The sequence below is a fragment of the Candidatus Clostridium helianthi genome (genome assembly GCF_045310795.1).
Taxonomy (GTDB): domain Bacteria; phylum Bacillota; class Clostridia; order Clostridiales; family Clostridiaceae; genus Clostridium; species Clostridium helianthi.
The window spans coordinates 40,499-58,768 of record NZ_JBJIAB010000017.1; the positions used below are offsets into that span (position 1 = coordinate 40,499).

At 28.5% G+C, this 18,270-nt stretch carries 22 protein-coding genes; 3 read left to right on the top strand and 19 right to left on the bottom strand.

Going from position 1 to position 18,270, the window contains the following annotated elements:
- Nucleotides 1-103: 103 nt before the first annotated feature.
- Together ACJDTP_RS14025 and ACJDTP_RS14030 are read right to left on the bottom strand one after the other, a co-directional pair.
- Nucleotides 104-706, bottom strand: a complete 603-nt coding sequence (locus tag ACJDTP_RS14025; protein WP_406761557.1) for a TlpA disulfide reductase family protein — start codon at nt 704-706, stop codon at nt 104-106.
- Nucleotides 707-715: 9 nt separating this feature from the next.
- Nucleotides 716-1,393: a cytochrome c biogenesis CcdA family protein gene (locus ACJDTP_RS14030; RefSeq protein WP_406761558.1), complete on the bottom strand. Its 678-nt coding sequence runs from the start codon at nt 1,391-1,393 to the stop codon at nt 716-718.
- Nucleotides 1,394-1,601: 208 nt separating this feature from the next.
- On the opposite strand from ACJDTP_RS14030, the gene ACJDTP_RS14035 reads away from it, so the two are divergent.
- Nucleotides 1,602-2,870, top strand: a complete 1,269-nt coding sequence (locus ACJDTP_RS14035) for a hypothetical protein (RefSeq protein ID WP_406761559.1) — start codon at nt 1,602-1,604, stop codon at nt 2,868-2,870.
- A 118-nt stretch (nt 2,871-2,988) separates the two neighbouring features.
- Here the strand turns inward: ACJDTP_RS14035 and ubiE are convergent, their stop codons facing one another.
- The 11 genes from ubiE to ACJDTP_RS14090 form a co-directional block, all read right to left on the bottom strand.
- Entirely contained in the window at nt 2,989-3,693 is a 705-nt protein-coding gene (ubiE, locus tag ACJDTP_RS14040) for a bifunctional demethylmenaquinone methyltransferase/2-methoxy-6-polyprenyl-1,4-benzoquinol methylase UbiE (RefSeq protein ID WP_406761560.1), read from the bottom strand.
- 113 nt (nt 3,694-3,806) lie between these two features.
- Nucleotides 3,807-4,436: a CPBP family intramembrane glutamic endopeptidase gene (locus tag ACJDTP_RS14045; protein WP_406761561.1), complete on the bottom strand. Its 630-nt coding sequence runs from the start codon at nt 4,434-4,436 to the stop codon at nt 3,807-3,809.
- Between the two features lie 156 nt (nt 4,437-4,592).
- A complete protein-coding gene (menA, locus tag ACJDTP_RS14050) occupies nt 4,593-5,492 on the bottom strand; it encodes a 1,4-dihydroxy-2-naphthoate octaprenyltransferase (RefSeq protein WP_406761562.1) in 900 nt (299 codons plus the stop codon).
- 126 nt (nt 5,493-5,618) lie between these two features.
- Complete coding sequence (locus ACJDTP_RS14055) at nt 5,619-7,010, bottom strand: 4Fe-4S binding protein (protein WP_406761563.1); 1,392 nt, start codon at nt 7,008-7,010, stop codon at nt 5,619-5,621.
- Between the two features lie 26 nt (nt 7,011-7,036).
- Nucleotides 7,037-7,576, bottom strand: a complete 540-nt coding sequence (locus tag ACJDTP_RS14060; RefSeq protein ID WP_406761564.1) for a FixH family protein — start codon at nt 7,574-7,576, stop codon at nt 7,037-7,039.
- Between the two features lie 77 nt (nt 7,577-7,653).
- Nucleotides 7,654-8,148, bottom strand: coding sequence for a DoxX family membrane protein (locus tag ACJDTP_RS14065; RefSeq protein ID WP_406761565.1), 495 nt, complete (start codon nt 8,146-8,148; stop codon nt 7,654-7,656).
- A gap of 41 nt (nt 8,149-8,189) precedes the next feature.
- Nucleotides 8,190-9,017, bottom strand: a complete 828-nt coding sequence (locus ACJDTP_RS14070) for a polyprenyl synthetase family protein (protein ID WP_406761566.1) — start codon at nt 9,015-9,017, stop codon at nt 8,190-8,192.
- Between the two features lie 319 nt (nt 9,018-9,336).
- Nucleotides 9,337-10,170, bottom strand: a complete 834-nt coding sequence (lgt, locus tag ACJDTP_RS14075; protein WP_406761567.1) for a prolipoprotein diacylglyceryl transferase — start codon at nt 10,168-10,170, stop codon at nt 9,337-9,339.
- A gap of 41 nt (nt 10,171-10,211) precedes the next feature.
- A complete protein-coding gene (locus ACJDTP_RS14080; protein ID WP_157983157.1) occupies nt 10,212-10,352 on the bottom strand; it encodes a hypothetical protein in 141 nt (46 codons plus the stop codon).
- Nucleotides 10,353-10,437: 85 nt separating this feature from the next.
- Nucleotides 10,438-10,569, bottom strand: a complete 132-nt coding sequence (locus ACJDTP_RS14085; RefSeq protein WP_406761568.1) for a hypothetical protein — start codon at nt 10,567-10,569, stop codon at nt 10,438-10,440.
- 151 nt (nt 10,570-10,720) lie between these two features.
- A complete protein-coding gene (locus ACJDTP_RS14090; RefSeq protein ID WP_406761569.1) occupies nt 10,721-12,433 on the bottom strand; it encodes a methyl-accepting chemotaxis protein in 1,713 nt (570 codons plus the stop codon).
- A gap of 401 nt (nt 12,434-12,834) precedes the next feature.
- On the opposite strand from ACJDTP_RS14090, the gene ACJDTP_RS14095 reads away from it, so the two are divergent.
- On the top strand, nt 12,835-13,539 hold the full coding sequence (locus ACJDTP_RS14095; RefSeq protein WP_406761570.1) for a cytochrome c biogenesis CcdA family protein: 705 nt from the start codon (nt 12,835-12,837) through the stop codon (nt 13,537-13,539).
- 18 nt (nt 13,540-13,557) lie between these two features.
- Nucleotides 13,558-14,139, top strand: a complete 582-nt coding sequence (locus ACJDTP_RS14100; protein ID WP_406761571.1) for a TlpA family protein disulfide reductase — start codon at nt 13,558-13,560, stop codon at nt 14,137-14,139.
- 65 nt (nt 14,140-14,204) lie between these two features.
- Here ACJDTP_RS14100 and ACJDTP_RS14105 read toward each other — a convergent pair whose 3' ends face one another.
- The 6 genes from ACJDTP_RS14105 to ACJDTP_RS14130 form a co-directional block, all read right to left on the bottom strand.
- Nucleotides 14,205-14,525: a TVP38/TMEM64 family protein gene (locus ACJDTP_RS14105; protein ID WP_406761572.1), complete on the bottom strand. Its 321-nt coding sequence runs from the start codon at nt 14,523-14,525 to the stop codon at nt 14,205-14,207.
- Between the two features lie 225 nt (nt 14,526-14,750).
- Nucleotides 14,751-14,960 (bottom strand): DUF378 domain-containing protein, encoded by a 210-nt coding sequence (locus ACJDTP_RS14110; RefSeq protein WP_012059172.1) that lies wholly within the window; start codon nt 14,958-14,960, stop codon nt 14,751-14,753.
- A gap of 217 nt (nt 14,961-15,177) precedes the next feature.
- Entirely contained in the window at nt 15,178-15,462 is a 285-nt protein-coding gene (locus ACJDTP_RS14115; RefSeq protein ID WP_406761573.1) for a hypothetical protein, read from the bottom strand.
- Between the two features lie 30 nt (nt 15,463-15,492).
- Nucleotides 15,493-15,723, bottom strand: coding sequence for a heavy-metal-associated domain-containing protein (locus tag ACJDTP_RS14120; protein WP_012059175.1), 231 nt, complete (start codon nt 15,721-15,723; stop codon nt 15,493-15,495).
- A 246-nt stretch (nt 15,724-15,969) separates the two neighbouring features.
- Nucleotides 15,970-17,343, bottom strand: coding sequence for a sensor histidine kinase (locus ACJDTP_RS14125; protein ID WP_406761574.1), 1,374 nt, complete (start codon nt 17,341-17,343; stop codon nt 15,970-15,972).
- Complete coding sequence (locus ACJDTP_RS14130) at nt 17,340-18,023, bottom strand: response regulator transcription factor (protein ID WP_406761575.1); 684 nt, start codon at nt 18,021-18,023, stop codon at nt 17,340-17,342. Before ACJDTP_RS14130 ends, ACJDTP_RS14125 begins: the two co-directional genes overlap by 4 nt.
- Nucleotides 18,024-18,270 lie beyond the last annotated feature (247 nt).

Sequence of the window (18,270 nt, forward strand, 5' to 3'; positions counted from 1 at the left end):
TACTTTAAATATAGTCTTATTTTCAAATTAATTCTGTGACTTAATCACCATATATTTTGCTTTTTTGATCACTCAATACTTTAATTTTAATTTGATGTTTATCTTATTTACTCAATAATAGCTGCACTTGACTTTGTAATTCATCTTCAGTTATTTCTCCTAAATAATCTTCAACTATATTTCCATCTTTATCAATGAATAAAGTTCTAGGTATAGATATAATATTATAATTTATTGAAGCAGTTCCATCATTATCAAATAAAATTTTCATATCATAAACATTATCTGATATAAATTTTTTAGCTTTATCCATTGTTTCCCTTTGACCATCTGTTAAATCCACCATTAAAACTGTTAATTCTTCTGCTTTATATTTACTTGAAAGCTTATTAAATAGAGGCATTTCTTCTTTACAAGGAGGACACCAGCTAGCCCAAAAATTTACTATAACAGGTCTTCCTTTATAGTCTGATAACTTCACTTTATTAAGCTTTCCATCATATACAACAAAGTCCTTCTCCGCTTTTTTATCTTGTTCAGTAGGATTGTCAGGCTCTTCTTCTTTATCCTGAGAAGTATCTTTACTTATGTTTATATCTTTCTTATCATATTTTGGACCTAATGAGTTATATGCCAAATAAGATATAGCTAAAAATCCTGCAAAACCTATTACTGCTACTGTTAATATTAATTTTTTATTCTTCATAAAAACCTCCTAAATTGTAAGGATTGAAATTAATTTGTTTAGATATCCAGTCATAATTGCAATTCCTACAATTATAAGGATTAACCCAGATAACATATTTATAATTTTGTAATTTCGTTTTATTAAGTTAAAAGCATCTTTTAAACTATCTATTAAAATAGCGCATATTATAAAAGGTATTCCAAGCCCTATACTGTATATTAAAAGCATTAGTGTCCCTTTTAATATATCATGAGAGTTAACTGCAATCATTAAAGCTGCACTTAAGAATGTACCTACGCAAGGTGTCCATCCTATTGCAAAAATCATTCCAAATAAAATTGATGATAAAAACTTAAAAGTTTTTATTTGCACATTTATCTTTGAACTTCTTTCTAAAAATGATATTTTAAATAACCCAATATAATTGATTCCAAAAACAATTAATATTAATCCGCTTATTATATTAATAATATTACTTTCGGTTTTTATGAAGCTTCCAAAAGACCCTGCAAGACTTCCAAGCAGCGTAAATATCACTGTAAATCCTAATACAAATCCTAAAGAATTTACTAATGCATTATACTTATTCTTATCATTTGTTATGTTGTCTCCTGCAAAATACGATATGTAAAGAGGTATCATAGGTAAAATGCATGGTGATATAAATGTTATAATTCCTTCTAAAAATAATAGAAAATATTCCATAGTTTGTCCTTTCTTAATAAACATGATATTTTATTATATATTACCTTTATTATACATTATAAATGATTTACTAAAGTTTTTAGCTTTGATAAATATTGAGTGAACTTTCACTCATCTAAATTATTCTTTCTCAGTTTACATATTATATATATTTTTGCTATTTTATGCTATCCTAAATATTATAAAAACATATTATGGAGGCATACTCATGGATAATTCAAATATGATTAAACTCGTTAATCGATATAAAAGTGATTCAGAATCTGTTTATAACACATGGTTCAAATATAACGAAACTAGACTTAAAGCATTTAGATCAATAAGATGTGGAGTAATAGATATAATTAATTCTATTAAAAATAATTCTTTTGGAAATGACTTCAAAGGTTCTCCATTAGAATTTGTACTTAAGTGTATAACAGAACAGAAGCAAATTTTTGAAGGCGCAGCACATCCATTCTTCTGGAAACCAAAACTTAGAATACCTGATATCTATGAAAATGAAGAAAACAAGAAAATTTTTGGTCAATTTTTAGAATCTTGTTTATCAGCTAATAATGAGGACAAGTTAATAAAAGAAATTATAAAATTAGATAGTTATAAGATAAAAGGCTTAGGTCCAGCTGTGGCAAATATACTTTATTTCTTACATCCTACACTAATGCCTCCTTTTAATACTGCCATGGTAAATGGATTTAATGCTATTTTTTCTGATAAAAAGAAACTCGGATCTTGGACTGATTATTTGCATATGAGAGAAGTAATTATAAAAACTAATGAAGAACTAAATCCTTTATTATCAAAAGACTTAGGTGCAATATCAGGTTTATTATTTGATGTAGGCATTGGGAAAATTTCTTTAAGTGAAAATTGGGAAACTTCTCTAAACTTTGAGAAAAGTAAATTAGAAAAAGCTTTAAATAAGCGCCGCCTTGAAATAGAAAATGAAGTTAAAGAAGAATCAGAACATTTAAAGGTACAATTTTTATTAACTGAGATAGGTAGAAGCCTAGGTTATAATGTCTTTGTTGCTATCAATGATAGGACAAAATCTCTTAATGGAAAGAGCTTAGAATTTATCACTCTATCTGAACTTCCGCCATTAGATTTTCCAAAAGATGTTTTGAGAACAATTTCTCTTATTGATGTTATTTGGATAAATAAAAATACTAATGAGATTGAATGTGCTTTTGAAGTTGAAAAAAGCACCTCCATATATTCAGGAATATTGCGTTTAGTTGACTTAGCATCATCACTAGGCTCTAAACAATATAACTTTTTCTTAGTTGCACCTGACTCACGCGAAAAAGAAATAATTGCTCAATTAAATCGACCATCATTTAGAAACTTAGAATGTATTACTTTAAGATATATGTTATTTTCTAAACTATATGAGAACTCTAATTCATTAAGCACGTTTGGTGATGATTATAAAATACTTTTTAAGATTGCTAATGAAGTTAATACTTGTATTTAATTCATCAAAATAAATAAAGGCGGCTAATAACTAGCTGCCTTTATATTATTTCTGCTATTTAATATTACTATAGTTTAACATTCTATTCTATAATAAATATATTAGATATAACTTTTACTTATTTAGTCCCATAATGTATAGATGCAATTCCAAAAGTTAAAGATTCATATTCTGAATTTTTAAAACCTATCTTCTCAAATTCTTCCTTAAGCTGCTTTTTGTTCATAAAATTATTTACCGAATCTCTAAGGTAATAATATGCCTTTTTATCTCCAGTACCTATTGAGCCTACTGCTGGTAACACATGATTAAAATATAAGTCGTATATATTTTTCAAAATAGGCATATTCGGTTTAGAAAGCTCTAGGCATACCACTTTCCCTCCTGGTTTTAAAACTCTATACATTTCTGATAATGCTTTGTTTTTATCTGGAATATTTCTTAACCCAAAAGCAATTGTGATACAGTTAAATGTATTTTCTTCAAAGGGCAATTCTAAAATACTGCCTTTAATTAATTCATACGTATAATCCTTTAATGATTGATTTAGCCTTTTTGCCCCAACGTTAAGCATTTCTTGGCTAAAATCTACACCGATAACTGTTGTATTTTTTCCAACCGCCTTACATTCATAATTAATCATTTGTCCTGTACCACAGCACAGATCTAATACTTGATGCCCCTCCTTAATATTACATATCTTTATTGCTTTTCTTCTCCATAATCTATCGATGTTTAAAGTTAATATTGAATTTAACATATCATATCTCTTTGCAATAACAGAAAAAATCTTTTCCACATCTGTTACATTAATTTCAGCCATTATAACCACCACACATTCTTTTATTTTACGCTTATAAAACCTAATAAGTATTTAAATTAGTTATATTTCTTTAAATTAAGCTTTTTAATTACTATTTTTAATTTCCATATATCTTATTGCATTAGTGGAAACAAAACAAATACTGTGAAATCCCAAATTGCATGAGATATTATTATTGGAACAAGACTTTTTTCTTTCTTGTAAATCCATCCCCAATATATTCCACATACTAGAGCAGCTACCACAAGCATAAAGTTCAATGTAATTATATGAACACCAGCGTACAATAGCGTTGCAAATATATATCCTTTATCTTCTCCAATTTTTTTTGCAAGATTGTTTTGTATAAATCCACGCCAATATATTTCTTCTCCCGGCCCTATTATAAATAATAGTAGAGCTCCAATAAGTAATGAATTTCCTTGTGCTCTATTGCTATAAACCGATGCGATTTGAGCATCTTTAAATGGAAACAAATATCCCGAAACTATATTTCCAGCATAAAAAACAAAGTACAATATTATTGCTGAAATAATTCCGATTAATATGTGTCTTAACTTTATATTTCTAAATGAAATTAAGTTCTTTTCAGAAAACAAAGCTACCATTACTAGTGATAATATAGATACTCCCATTTCAATCCAAAAATTAAATGGTTTTAGTACAAATATTACAAACCACAATACTGTAGACATTATTAATGAAAAAATAATGACTTTATTCTTACTTTCCTGTTTCTCCAAAGTCTTGCCACCTTTCTATAAAATTAAGTAAAACTTGATTCAGGTGAGGTTTAAACCTTAGCTGAATCTTAGTTGAACTTATAACCTCAAGGGGCACCTAGTTCAGGAGCTTAGTAACACCCCATTGAAAATGGATTGTGAATTATTGTCAGTTAGCTATAGGATATAAGATAAAAGTATAGATAAAATTAAAAGAATTCCAAATTGACCTTGAAGCTTACCACTCTCTTTATCAAGTTCTGCAATATTCCCACTTGAATCTCCAGCCTTTTTTAATTTATTATTGTTTTTAATAGCAGCTGGCACTGTTATTAAACAAATTAAACTTAAATAAGGAATATATTTAAAAATAATCATTATGATAAGAGAAATATATGAAAGTATAATCAAGCTTGAATATACTTTTTGTGCCTTCTTATAGCCTATACTTATTGACAGTGTTTTAATACCAGCTTTCTTATCATGATTTATATCTCTGATATCATTAGCATGTAATATTGCAGTAGTAAGAAGCGCTGTTGGAATTGATATTACAAATGACTGCAGAGTAAACTTATGCATCTGCAGATAATACCCTCCAAGTGTCATCAATGGTCCAAAAATTATAAATACTAAAGGTGCACCTAAACCTCTATATTTAAGCATTAATGGTTTTCCTGTATAAAAATATCCACATAAAGCCCCAACAATCCCTAAAATGAGAATCATAATGCCTACATTGTAAGCTAAAAATAAACCACTTAAACATCCTAAAATAAGTAATAACATACCGCTTCTATATACTTCTTTTAAAGTCAGCAAACCTTCAACAACTACTCCACTGGAACTATGAGACTCCTTTGAATCAACCTTATTTATAAAATCATCATGATCATTTAATAAATTAACTGAAGCCTGCAGAAAAACAATTGCGATGATTGAAATTATAAAATATCCAAGATTAAAATTAGGCTCTTTTAATGCTAATATTCCCCCAAGAACAACTGGAATTGCTGAAGCTGTTAAAGAAAAAGGTCTTGAAGCTCTGATAAACAACTTGATTTTTTCAATTGTCATTTTCTTTTAACCACCTCTATCAACTAATCTTTATTCATTAGTATTAATTTATTCTTCTTACAAGATGCAAGAAAAATAATATTATAGCTTACCTAAAATGGTTTTTAGATAAGCTATAAAGGATCATTACATACGCATTGCCATAGGTAATGAGAATAACATTATATTAACTACTGCAAGTAGTATTAAAAGAGCAGAATATACTATCGTTGTACTGAATGCCTTAGCTTCATAATTATTCTTAGATATTTTGTATACAGTATAGATTGAACCAAGAGTTCCGATTGCTATTAATATAAACTGAAACGCTTGTATCGTTGGATCATCAAGAATAGCTGAAGATGTATGTTGAATTTCAACTCCAAATAATTCTATAAATGTATAGAATACAGATCTTCCTTCTGCTAGTAAATGGAACAAATTATGAGCTATATGTGCAGCCATATCTAATGGTATGAGCGCATATCCATACTTCGTGAAATTTTCTTTTAATGAAGCTTTATTAAATATTTTTGCAACTAATCCTGTTATAGATAATAATGCTACAGGTATAGCCATAGCTATAATAAATGTTATAGTAAAAGTAATAGCATAATTTTGTGTTCCAGTTACATTCTCAAGCCATTTGAGCATTCCATCCCATATTTCTAACATTGTAATGTTTTGTACAAATACTATACCCATAATTACAACAGCTAAAAATGCTGCATCTAATCTTGGTTTTCTTATAAACCACAATTCTTTTGTAGGCACACGCAATGATATGTTAATTGAATTGTTAGGACAATTCTTCACACAGTTACCACAGAAATTACATTCTGAATTATCTTCCATAGTTTTTGGGAATTCAAACATTGGACATCCTTCTGCCCTTTCAGTTCCCTTATAACAATGTGCCGCTGTACATTTAGCACATATATCTTTTGTTCCTCGCAATTGTAGCATCCCTGCTCTAGAGTAATTTCCAGATAATCCGCCTAAGAAACATAGATATCTACACCAGGTTCTACGTTCCCAAAAAGCACCTGAGAATATTACACCAATTGTAATAAGTAGGAGTAATGTTCCTGAACCTCTAGGCGATTCAACAACTCCAAAAACGTGATCACTCCATGTAATTGCTAAGAACATTGCATCTATAAGCCATACTCCGTATTTTCTTAGAAATTTAGATACTGGCTTTTTGCTTCCTACAAATTTTTGTACCACATCACTTAATGCCCCAAATGGACATATAGCACACCAAAATCTACCTGTTAAAAATAATAGTATAGGAAGTATAGGCCACCACAATACCCAAGTTCCCGCTGTACCAAAGTTATCGTGAGCTTCGTCAGGTCCAGTTAGTAATTCAAACACGATGAATGCAAATACTATTCCTACAAATAACTGAAATATTCCTGGATACCACTTACTTTTAATGAAGCTCTTAAGTATTTTATTATTTAATAAATTATTTCCTCTTTGCTCTTGTGATGCCTTTGTTTCATCACTAAGTTTCTTGTCCAACTTTGACATTAGACTATCACCTCTATTCTTTATCTTTATTTGCTACTTTTTTTCTTTACTGCAGCTACTATGATTATTACTGCCACTATTCCTACGAATCCACCTATAACTATCCAGTTTGGTCCGCTACTAACCACATCAGCATCAAACTGTACATCCTTCTGTTCTCCATTTACCATAATGTTAGCTGTAACAACCCATTTACCTTTATCAGTGAAATTAATTTTTCCCATGTATTGACCGTTTTTACTATTTTCTAATGATACTTCAATTGGCTTTTTCCCATTCATATCCATACCCATATCAGAGTTCTTATCCATTTCTGCACTTATCTTAATATCGGCATTTTCAATTTCTTTATCTTTATCATCATGCAATGTGATCATTACATCATTATCACCTGTTTTAACTTTGTTATCTTTATTAAACGTTAATTCTGCATTTATACCATTTACACTTTTTTCTGTTCCTTTTCCCATATCCATGTTACCCATTCCATCAGCAAAAGCTGCTGTTGAAAGACCTAACGTAAGAATTAAACTTAATATTGTACCTCTAATTGTTTTCTTTTTCATTGTTTTTTGACTCCCTTCATTATCACGTTTAAAGACTTAATTTCTTTTTTGTTATATTTTAATTTTCTATGCTATATTTATTGTTTACCATATTTCTTTTTCCAAAAGGATACAATTAACTGATCAATCCCAATTTTATAAGCGTTTGCTCCAGCTACCATTAAAATTATAGCTACAGTATATAAAATTGGATTAGTGCTAGTAGTTCCTGCTAATAAGTAATTTAGATTCATAAATGCTCCACCAGTCAAACCTGCTATAGTAAAAGCTCCAAGTATTAAACTTATGCCAACTAGAAGTTCTCCGGCTGGAACTACATATGTGAACACTCCTGCATTTGGCAGAGCAACACTTTCAACAAATCTTGCATACCACCACTGTACTGATGGATGATCTCCAGTTGCTTTAGCTAAAGCTCCTTTTAAAAATCCTGTTATTGCTACACCTGATTGACTACCAACCCATGTTGGATCCTCAAGCTTTTCTATTGCTGGAACTATCCATTGATAACCTAGCCATATACGTAAAATTGTCCATACAGGAACTAAATATTTATTTCTAAAAATCCTCATTTAATGTCATCTCCCTTATGATATTTATTATGAATTTAATATTAAGCATTTTTTGTTTTCTTGTTTGAAGATTCAAGTACATAATTTAAAAGACTATTCAAGTTATCCTTATAAACTGAAGGTTCTAAATTCTTAATTGCTTGTTCAGCTTTTAAAGCAAACTCTTTAGCATCTTCAACAGTTATATTATTTTTAGTAGCGTTAGAATCACCATCTGTGCAATCATCAATGATTTGATATAACATTCCTAAATTTAGGCCGTAATTTTCCAAAGCTTCAATTTCTTCTTCTTTTGCATTAACTGCTTTTGCTCCAAGCTTACAGCAGGCAGCCATAAATGATGCAGTTTTACCTTCTATTATGTTAAAGTAATCCTGCTTTGTAATTTCATGATTTTGAGCTTGTTCAATTTCTGCAACGCACATTTTTTCAATAACTTGTGTAATTATTTCTTCTGCATCATTTGTTGGTAGTTTTAATAATATTGAAAATGCTTTAGCATAAAAGGCATCCCCTGCGAGAACCGCTACCTTTCTACCATATATATTATTTAACGTCTTTTGACCACGGCGAAATAAATCATTGTCAATTATATCGTCATGTACCAAACTAGCACTATGTATTAGCTCAATTGCTACACATAAATTAATTAATTGCATTCTCTCATCTATAGTCATTTCAGGATTTATAGCTTTAGCTGAAAGTATTATCAAACTAGGACGAAGATATTTTCCTGGGACCTTAAAGAAATATTCAAATATCTCTTGAGTTGAGCCCGAACTAAAATCTTTTCCAATATTTTTTAAAATCATCTCAACTTCATAAAGCTCTTTACTCACAGCATTTTTAGCTTTTATAAAACTTGACATGACCTCACCACCTCTCAATAATCTAATCTTTTAGTATAATTATTTATTTTAATCTTTATATAATTGAATTACTGTTCTTTAGAGAGTATACAAAGAACATGTGTAGAAATTATGAAGATAATTTTTAAAAACCAAAATGTTAATTGATTCCTTACTTGTTAGATTTAATCCAAACTTAATCATTGCCATATGTAGTAGATAGTATTAAAAATATAATAAGAGCTCTAATAAAAACCAAAGTTTTATTAGAGCTCTTTAAATTTATAATATTTTACTCTTTTTTAATTCAGTTACTCACACAATTCGTTAATTACCCTAGCTACCCTTGTACAAAATAAAATACAAATATAGATACTAGGATTAACGCAGCTAAAATAATTATTGAAGTTGTTACTTTTAATTTATTATCTTCCACATAAATCCTTTGACTTTCTGTATTTCTCTTGGCTAACAATATATAAATAGCTAACCCAATAATAACTAAAGCAAGACTTAATAAATGCGAAATTGAAAACGGACCCCAGATAACAGGATTTATTCTAAAGAATTCTACAATACCTCTTATTATGGCGAAAGCGATTAAGTAAATTACAAATAATTCACCTTCAAATTTTTTCTTGTAACTTCTTCTCCATAGGACTATAAATAATATATAGTCTAAAATAAACTCATATACTTGTGCAGGATGAAGCAGTTGCCCATTATAGTTAATCCCCCATATCATTATGTTTGCCATTGGTTTGCCAAATACATCACAGCCTACTCTACCTATACCTTGAGCCAATGCGATACCCACCACTGCAATATCTGCAAGTTTTAAAAATGATATCTTACTCTTAATAGAGTATATGTATCCTGCAAGCACAGCTGAAACAATTCCTCCATGAATAGATAACCCACCTTCATTTATTTTAAATATTTCTCCTGGATTACTAAAATAAAATGATGGATTATAAAAAAGAATATAAAATAATCTAGCTCCTAATACCCCCGCTATAACAACAATAAAAATTAGATTAAATATTATGTCTTCATTTATTCCTCTTTTTTCCCCTTGCTTAATTGCAAATGCTCCGCCTGTAATTGCAGCTATTGCTATCATTAATCCAAAAAAGTATATATGTATTGGGCCAAAACTAAAAAGTTCCTTCATACTATTAACTTCCTTCCTACAAATTTAAAATAACTATAAAACTATTTACTACACTTTTTCTTAGACTTTCTATCTTTATTACAACAACATACCCCTGAAGCTTTTTTTATTACTTTGTGATAAAGAATATGCGCAACAAATAAAACTACTACTACCGTTATTGCTACTTCAATGACCATCATTCATACCTCCAACTACAATATCTTAATTTAAAATTTGATATTTTCTATTCTAATGGCTAAAAATATTAGCTTATTTAGTTAAACATTATAACAATGTAATGTGTAGATTATATGAAGAAATATATGTGTTATAAACATATTTATTATCAGGGCCAACTACTGCTCCATGAGCTCCTTTTCCAGTTTCTATTATTGCAACTACTTTCTCAGTTGTCATATCTATCTTTGAAACATTATTTGATGGTGTATCCTCTGTTACTTTATTTGCTACGAATGCATATTTATCATCTGATTCAATATAAACTTGGGTAGGTCCTTTTCCTACTACGATAGCACCATTCCCTTTATATTTTTATACAACATATTATCTATATTTTAAATTTTTGCACTAAGAAATTCAGTTCTTCAGATAATTCAGCTTGTCTTTGTGCGGAATTCGCAACTTCTTGAGTTGCGATAGTTGTTTCATCTACACTATTTAATATCCCTTCTGAACTTTCTGCCGATTGCTGAGCAGTAGACGAAACTGTTTCTATTGCAGCACTAGTTTGCTCTATAGAACTAAGTATTTGATTTGTACCATTTGCAATTTCTTTTGACATAGACTTAATAAAGACTGCATCCTTTTCATATTTGAAAGCAGTTTCTAAAAAAAGCTCATAATCTGGATTTACATTATTATCAATATGCGCCAATATCTCTTGAGTGTTATGCGAAAGATTATTGAAGGCATTGTTTACCTGAGTAATAACTTCTTGTATGTTTGAAACATTCTCTGCTGACTGTTCTGCAAGCTTGCGTATCTCATCTGATACTACAGCAAAACCTTTCCCCATTTCACCAGCTCTTGCCGATTCAATAGCTGCATTTAATGCTAAAAGATTTGTTTGCGATGCTATATTTGCTATAGAATCAGCCATTACTTTAATTTTTTCAACAACTTTTCCTTCTTCTATTGCTTTTAATATATTTTCTTGCTTTTCTTTATATATTTTCTTAGAGATATTTATTGATTTTAATCCCTTATCTTTTATTTCTGAGGCACGTATCTGAATATCATTAGAAGCTTGATCGCAATCCTTTGCCTTATTTGATAACTCAATAGAATTTGAAGTTATTTCTTCAATTGATGCATTTACTTCTTGTGATATTGCACTTAATTCTTCTGTACCAGTTGTTATTTCCTTTGTAGCTTCATTAATATTGTTCATTTTTGTAGAAATTCCTTCTATAGTGCTATAGATTTCTTCACTTGATTCTTTTATACTGCTAGAATTTGAAATTATTGTTGATATAAGACTTCTAGTGTTTTCAGCAGCTTTATTTAAAGCATTTGATATTTTTCCTATTTCATCTTTTGAATAGAAATCTATTCTCTGAGTTAAATCACCTCTACCTAGAGCATCCGCAAATACTAAAACCTTATTTATTTGTTTTGATATTAATGTTGAAATCAAAACTCCAAGTAAAATTGCAAATATGAAACCGAATATAACTATACCAATCATTAAATTGAATGAATTTTTAAATATTAAATTATTAGCATTATTTGCATTTTCAGCTTCTTTTATATTTGAATCTATTATTTTATTAATACTATCAAAAGTTTTATCCCTAGCCTCAGTTACCTTTTGAAAAGCCGTTTGTGCTTCATCATATCTATTGGCATTTATTAAATCCATAAAATCTTTACGCGACATCATATATTCTTCGTGAAGCTTAATAAAATTTGTTAATAATTTTTCTTCTTCACCTGTTTCACCTGCATTTTTAAATTCTTCAGAAATCATCATATCTTCATTTGTTAATTTTTCTATTTCACTTTCAATATCCTGTTTTTTAGCTGCATCTTTTGTTGTTAAAAGCGCTAATAAATCTGAGTGTATCTGTAGAAAGTTTGCTTTTAACTCCTCAACTGTTTTTAAATGTTTCAAATTATCTTCATACATAGAGGTTGAATTTGCATTTATCTTTTTTATTTCTGATATCCCTCTAAATCCAATGATCCCTATAAGGAATGAAATTAATAAGAAGCAAAATATAAGTTTTTGTGCAAGTTTTAAATTATTAAATATTTTCATATTGTTCCTCCTCAGTTTATATGTTATTTCTTAATTGAATACACACATTATTTTGTTTTCTAAATCATTCTTAAAATATTAACTTTTAACAACTCAAATAATACCATTCTATTATGAAGAACTTATGAAGAATATTCCAATTTATAATAATATATTCAATTTCTAATCCCCTAATTTTACGCTGTTTAATATAATAAATTTCACACCATGTAAATTTAACTTTTTTTATTTTAATAATAAGTTATCAAAAATACATATAATCTTCATATTTTTTTATATAATAATTTTACTTATGATAATTATTGACTTATATATATATTGTGGATTAACCATTTAAAAGGTTCAATTATTTAGTTAAACATTATTTAATGTCTTAATTTTAGATTCGAGGTGATTTATTCTTGAAAGATATATCGATCTTATTAGCTTTTTCAGCAGGTTTATTATCTTTTTTATCTCCATGCGTACTTCCTCTTGTTCCTGCATATATAAGCTATTTAACAGGCTCTTCTATAAAAGAATTAAAGGAAGGTAAAACAAAACTTTTTACTTTATATAAATCCTTTGGATTTGTGTTAGGCTTTTCGATTATTTTTATTCTAATGGGGGTTTCAGTAACATCTCTTGGTAAATTATTTATTACTCATAAAGATTTATTTAGAAAATTTGGTGGAATTCTTATAATCGTCTTTAGTCTACATACAACTGGAGTTTTCAAAATCAAACTATTTTATCAAGAAAAAAGATTTTTACACTTTGATAAAATTAAAGGTCCCTTTAGTTCAATAATTATTGGAATGGCGTTTGCTGCTGGATGGACACCTTGTATTGGTCCTATTTTATCTTCAATACTTATTTATGCTGCAAATATGGATTCCATGAACAAAGGAATTTTACTTCTTATAATGTATTCCATTGGACTTGCTGTCCCATTTATTCTAACAGCTCTGGCTATAGAAGGCTTTGCCGAACAATTTAAAAAGTTCTCAAAGTATTTACCTATTGTTTCAATAATAAGTGGCATTTTAATGGTCATAATGGGTGTTATGATTTTTACAAATAAATTAGCAATATTAAGTCAGTATTCAAGTTTTATTAATTTTTAAATTAAGGAGAAAACAAATATGAAAAAAGCATTGATAGCAGCAATTGTAGCAGTAGCACTTATAGTTTTTTCAGTTTACACTATGTATAATTCCGAATCACCAAATTCAAAAACTGACTCATCCATATCAATTACAAGCGATAAAAATAATGCTTCAAATCAAACTATTGAAGTAACTCCTAATAATATTAAAACCAAAGCCATTGATTTTAACTTAAAAGATTTGAACGGTAATGAGTTATCTTTAAGTGATTTAAAAGGCAAAAAAGTGTTTCTTAACTTTTGGGCAACTTGGTGTCCTCCCTGTAAAGCTGAAATGCCCGAGATAGAAAAATTATATCAAGAAACAAAGGATAGTGACTTAGTTATAGTTTCTGTAGAAATCGGTGAGCCATTAAATACTGTTAAATCATTTATTGATAGTAACAAATATAACTTTAAGGTACTTATAGACCCTGATCAAAGTGTAGCTACAAAATATAACATAACTTCAATTCCTACTTCATACTTTATTGATAAAGACGGGAATATAGTTTCTAAGCATGTTGGTGGCATGAATATCGACCAAATGAAAGCCTATATCAAAACTTTAGATAAATAATTAGCTTTAATAAAAAAATGAATTAGAATTCTCTAATATGAGATTATTCTAATTCATTTTTTTACTTAATCATCTTTTTTCTTTGTAATTGTAAATTTCACAAATATTAGGCCAATGACTGTTATGACTAGCCTTATCCAATTATCGTAAATATTAATTATGTCATAGCTAACAAGTGCCTCTAACGCTATAGATGGAACCTTTCCAATCAATGTTGCAACAGTGAATATTGTACTATCAACATTACTTATTGATGCTGCAAGTGTTATAATTCCTGATGGTAATATACCAACAAGGGAAATGACTATACTTATTATTAGACTTATAGGTATCGCAATAGAGCTATTATTTCTCAAGATCTCCACTACATCATTTATATTGAACATGGATTTCTCCTTTATTAATATTCTAACTTAAAATCTTAATTTCTAAATGCTATCTATTTATCACGTACTATCTTGATTACTATCTGCTGTTTTACAACATTCTTATAATCAATTCAAATAAAATAAGACTCAAATTTTAGCTTTTACAGCACTTGAGCCTTTTACATATCCATGGTATTTTTGCTTAAACATATTTAAAATGATTGCATTACTTTTCTTATCCTCCTAGGCCACTTCACTATTAGTTCCTTTGAATAATAAATAAATTGCATATATCCCTGCTATACCAACAATGCCACAAACTATCCGATCGAGCCAAGACATTGTTACAGGTGCAGAACCAAAGGCAAGCCCTATGAAATCATCTCCCAAAAAACCTATTATCCCCAATCTTATAGCAGCTGCAACAACCAATACCCATGTTATAGTTCTCATTTTCATTCACTCCCTTTTATTAAATATATTTTATATTATGTTAAATTTAAATTACAAATAATAATTTAGATATTTTAAATACCTAATCTATTATTTGTAAATTACCTTTTATTATACCCAAAACCAATCTAATAACTGTTCATTTTTTATTTCTTTGTCTAACTAAAAAAGAAGTTAATAGTAACATACGATACTAGTTAACCTCTTTTTTATTAGCCTATTGCTCTATTTTGTTTTGATTTTCATTAACTTCTTTCTTCTCACTACAACAGCTTCCATGCTTGCCTTTAAACATCATTCCCATCATAAGTACCATCATTATTGGGCATATGAAAGGTGCTATCCCACCTATTGCCGTTTTAAATCCTGTTCCAATATTTAAAAAAGGAAGTACTGCTATAACCACAAAAGGTAATCCACAACAAAGCACCATCATTAACATATGCTTTATTGGATTGTGTTTTTTATTTTCTTCATTTTTATTATTTCCATGACAATTCATAATAAATTCCCCCTCATATTCTCATTATAATTAATGTTTAAGCTTAACTACTTTACCACTTAAAATTGATCTATTTACTATTTCTTTAATATCATCTCTTGATATCTCTTTATCTCTATAGATTACTTTAATTTTCTTTGATTCTAAACTAACATCAACTCCTAATAAACCTTGAATGGAGCTTAATGTTTTTACAACATTCATTAGACACCTATGACAAAGCATATTTTCTTGTTTAAAACGTAAACTATAGCTTTTCATCACTATCGCCTCCCTGTAAATACATTATAAATAAATGTTATGAAGATATTGTGTAGATAAAAATAAAGTTTAAACAATGCCTTAGCTATTATATTTAAGCAAGATAATAAATTATCTATATTCTAAGGACATAGAAAATTAACATAATAATTCTCTAAAAACACAAAAAAGGTATCTTAAAATAACTTTTTAAAGTGTTTATAGATACCTTCTTTTTTTATGTAGTTTGTGATAAAAATTTATGTATTAATTACTTTTGTTTATGCATACTGTAAATACAGTTTCCTTATCTTCCTTACTTTCTACATCTATTGTTCCAGAATGCAAAGTTAATATCTTCTTTACAAGTGTAAGACCTATTCCGCTCCCCTCAATTTTATGTCTACTTTTATCTCCACGATACATTCTTTCAAAAACATAAGGTAAATCTTCTTTTTTAATTCCAATTCCATTATCCTTAATTTTAATGATAACTGAGTTTATATCGCTACTAATATCGACCCATACAGTTCCATTTATATTGTTAAATTTAATTGCATTAGATATAAGATTTATAAATACTTGTTTCAATTTATCGTAATCGCCTACTACAATAAAATTTTTACCTTCTTCTTTATTAATAATTAACTTTATATTTTTTTCATCAGCAGCAATATTAAAATCACTAATTACATTTGAAATAAGCTCCCCTATATTAACCCTTCCTAATTTAAGCACTATTTCATCTGACTCTATTTGTTTTAATGAATTCAAATTATTTAAAAGCTTGCCAAATCTTATTACTTCATCATTTAAGCTATTAAGTTTATCAGTAGTTACAGGTATAATTCCATCTATCATTGCCTCTAAATTATTTTGTAATACATTTAATGGAGTTCTAATTTCATGGGATATATCTGAAATAAGACGCTTTCTTAATAAATCCTGACTATTTAATTTCTCACCTAAATCATTTATGCTCTCAGTTAAATTCCGAATTTCTTCAATATTACTTTTTATATTTGATCTAGAATTATAGTTTCCTTTTGATAAACTTACAGAAGTTTTTGAAACTTCCTTTATTGGTTCAGAAAATTGCTTTGATATAATAAGACTTATCAATGCTACTACTATTAGTGTTAATACTCCACTAAATACAATACTCTTATTAATTTGTGCCTTGAAATTAATATCTTCCTGTGATAATAAAACAGGTGAATATTGGCCTACTTCGATATATCCAACCGTTTTATCATTTACATTGATATCAAATGTGTTAGTAGTGTATACTCCTGTTTCTTCCATTCCATTAACTGTCATATGATTTTTTTCTCTTATATCTTCATGATTCATTTCCCATACAATTTTTTTATTTTCATCTAAAAGAGTCAAGCAGTAATTACTCATATATGCTTCATGCATCATCTCTTCTCCAGATGATTTATTCCATCCGCCATCACTTTTATAAACTTGCTGAAAATACTCTACTAACCTTTCATTTCTTTGAGTTTGTATATTTTCCATATACCTATTAAATGTATCTGTTATAGTTTTATTTACAATTAAAGCTGATAATAATACGGTAGCTACTGCGCAAAATATTATAATAAAACTCAATCTCCCCCTAATACTTTGCTTCATACTTCATCACCAAATTTATAACCAATTTTTGTAACAGTAATTATATATCGAGGAGACTTGGTATCTTCTTCAATTTTCTTACGTAAATTTTTGATATGAACATCTATACTTCTATCTGAACCATCAAATTCGATTCCAAAAGCTCTCTCTATTATTGCTTCCCGTGTAAATACTTTTCCTTGATTTGAAGCTAAAATATATAATATATCAAATTCATTTGGAGTTAAACTTATTTCCTCTCCACTCAATTTAACTAATCTCTTATCAAAATCAATTATTAATTTGTTATTATTAAAAGAAAGTACATTTTCTTTTCTTGTTCTTACTCTTCTAAACAATGCATTTACACGCGCAGTAAGTTCTCTTGGACTTAATGGTTTTGTTAGGTATTCATCTGCTCCAATATTTAAGCCTTCAATTTTATCGCTTAATGTACTTTTAGCAGTTAGCATAAAAATATATACATCTGATATTTTTCTTAATATCCTACAAACTTCCTCACCATCAATATCTGGAAGCATTAAATCTAAAATTACAAGATCAATCTTTTCTTTTCTAAAAACTTCGATTCCATCTAATCCATTTTCGGTAGAATACACCCCATATCCTTCTCTTTCCAAATATGCTTTTACAACGTCTGATACGCTTTTTTCATCTTCAATTATTAAAATGTTGTTCATAATATTCCCCCCATATAGTTAATTTTAATATTACTTTATCATATATTTAATAATTTAACTAAAAATTATTCCTCCAATAAGTTCTTTTATTATTTTAAATTTCAAATTCTGTTACACTTAATAAAAGAAAGTACTTCAAAATGATAAAAAAATCATTTTGAAGTACATCCTTAATGGCAGCATCCTCCACCGCCTTTGAATACTCTAAAAACTATAAAAGCAACAACTGCAATTATTAATATTGTAG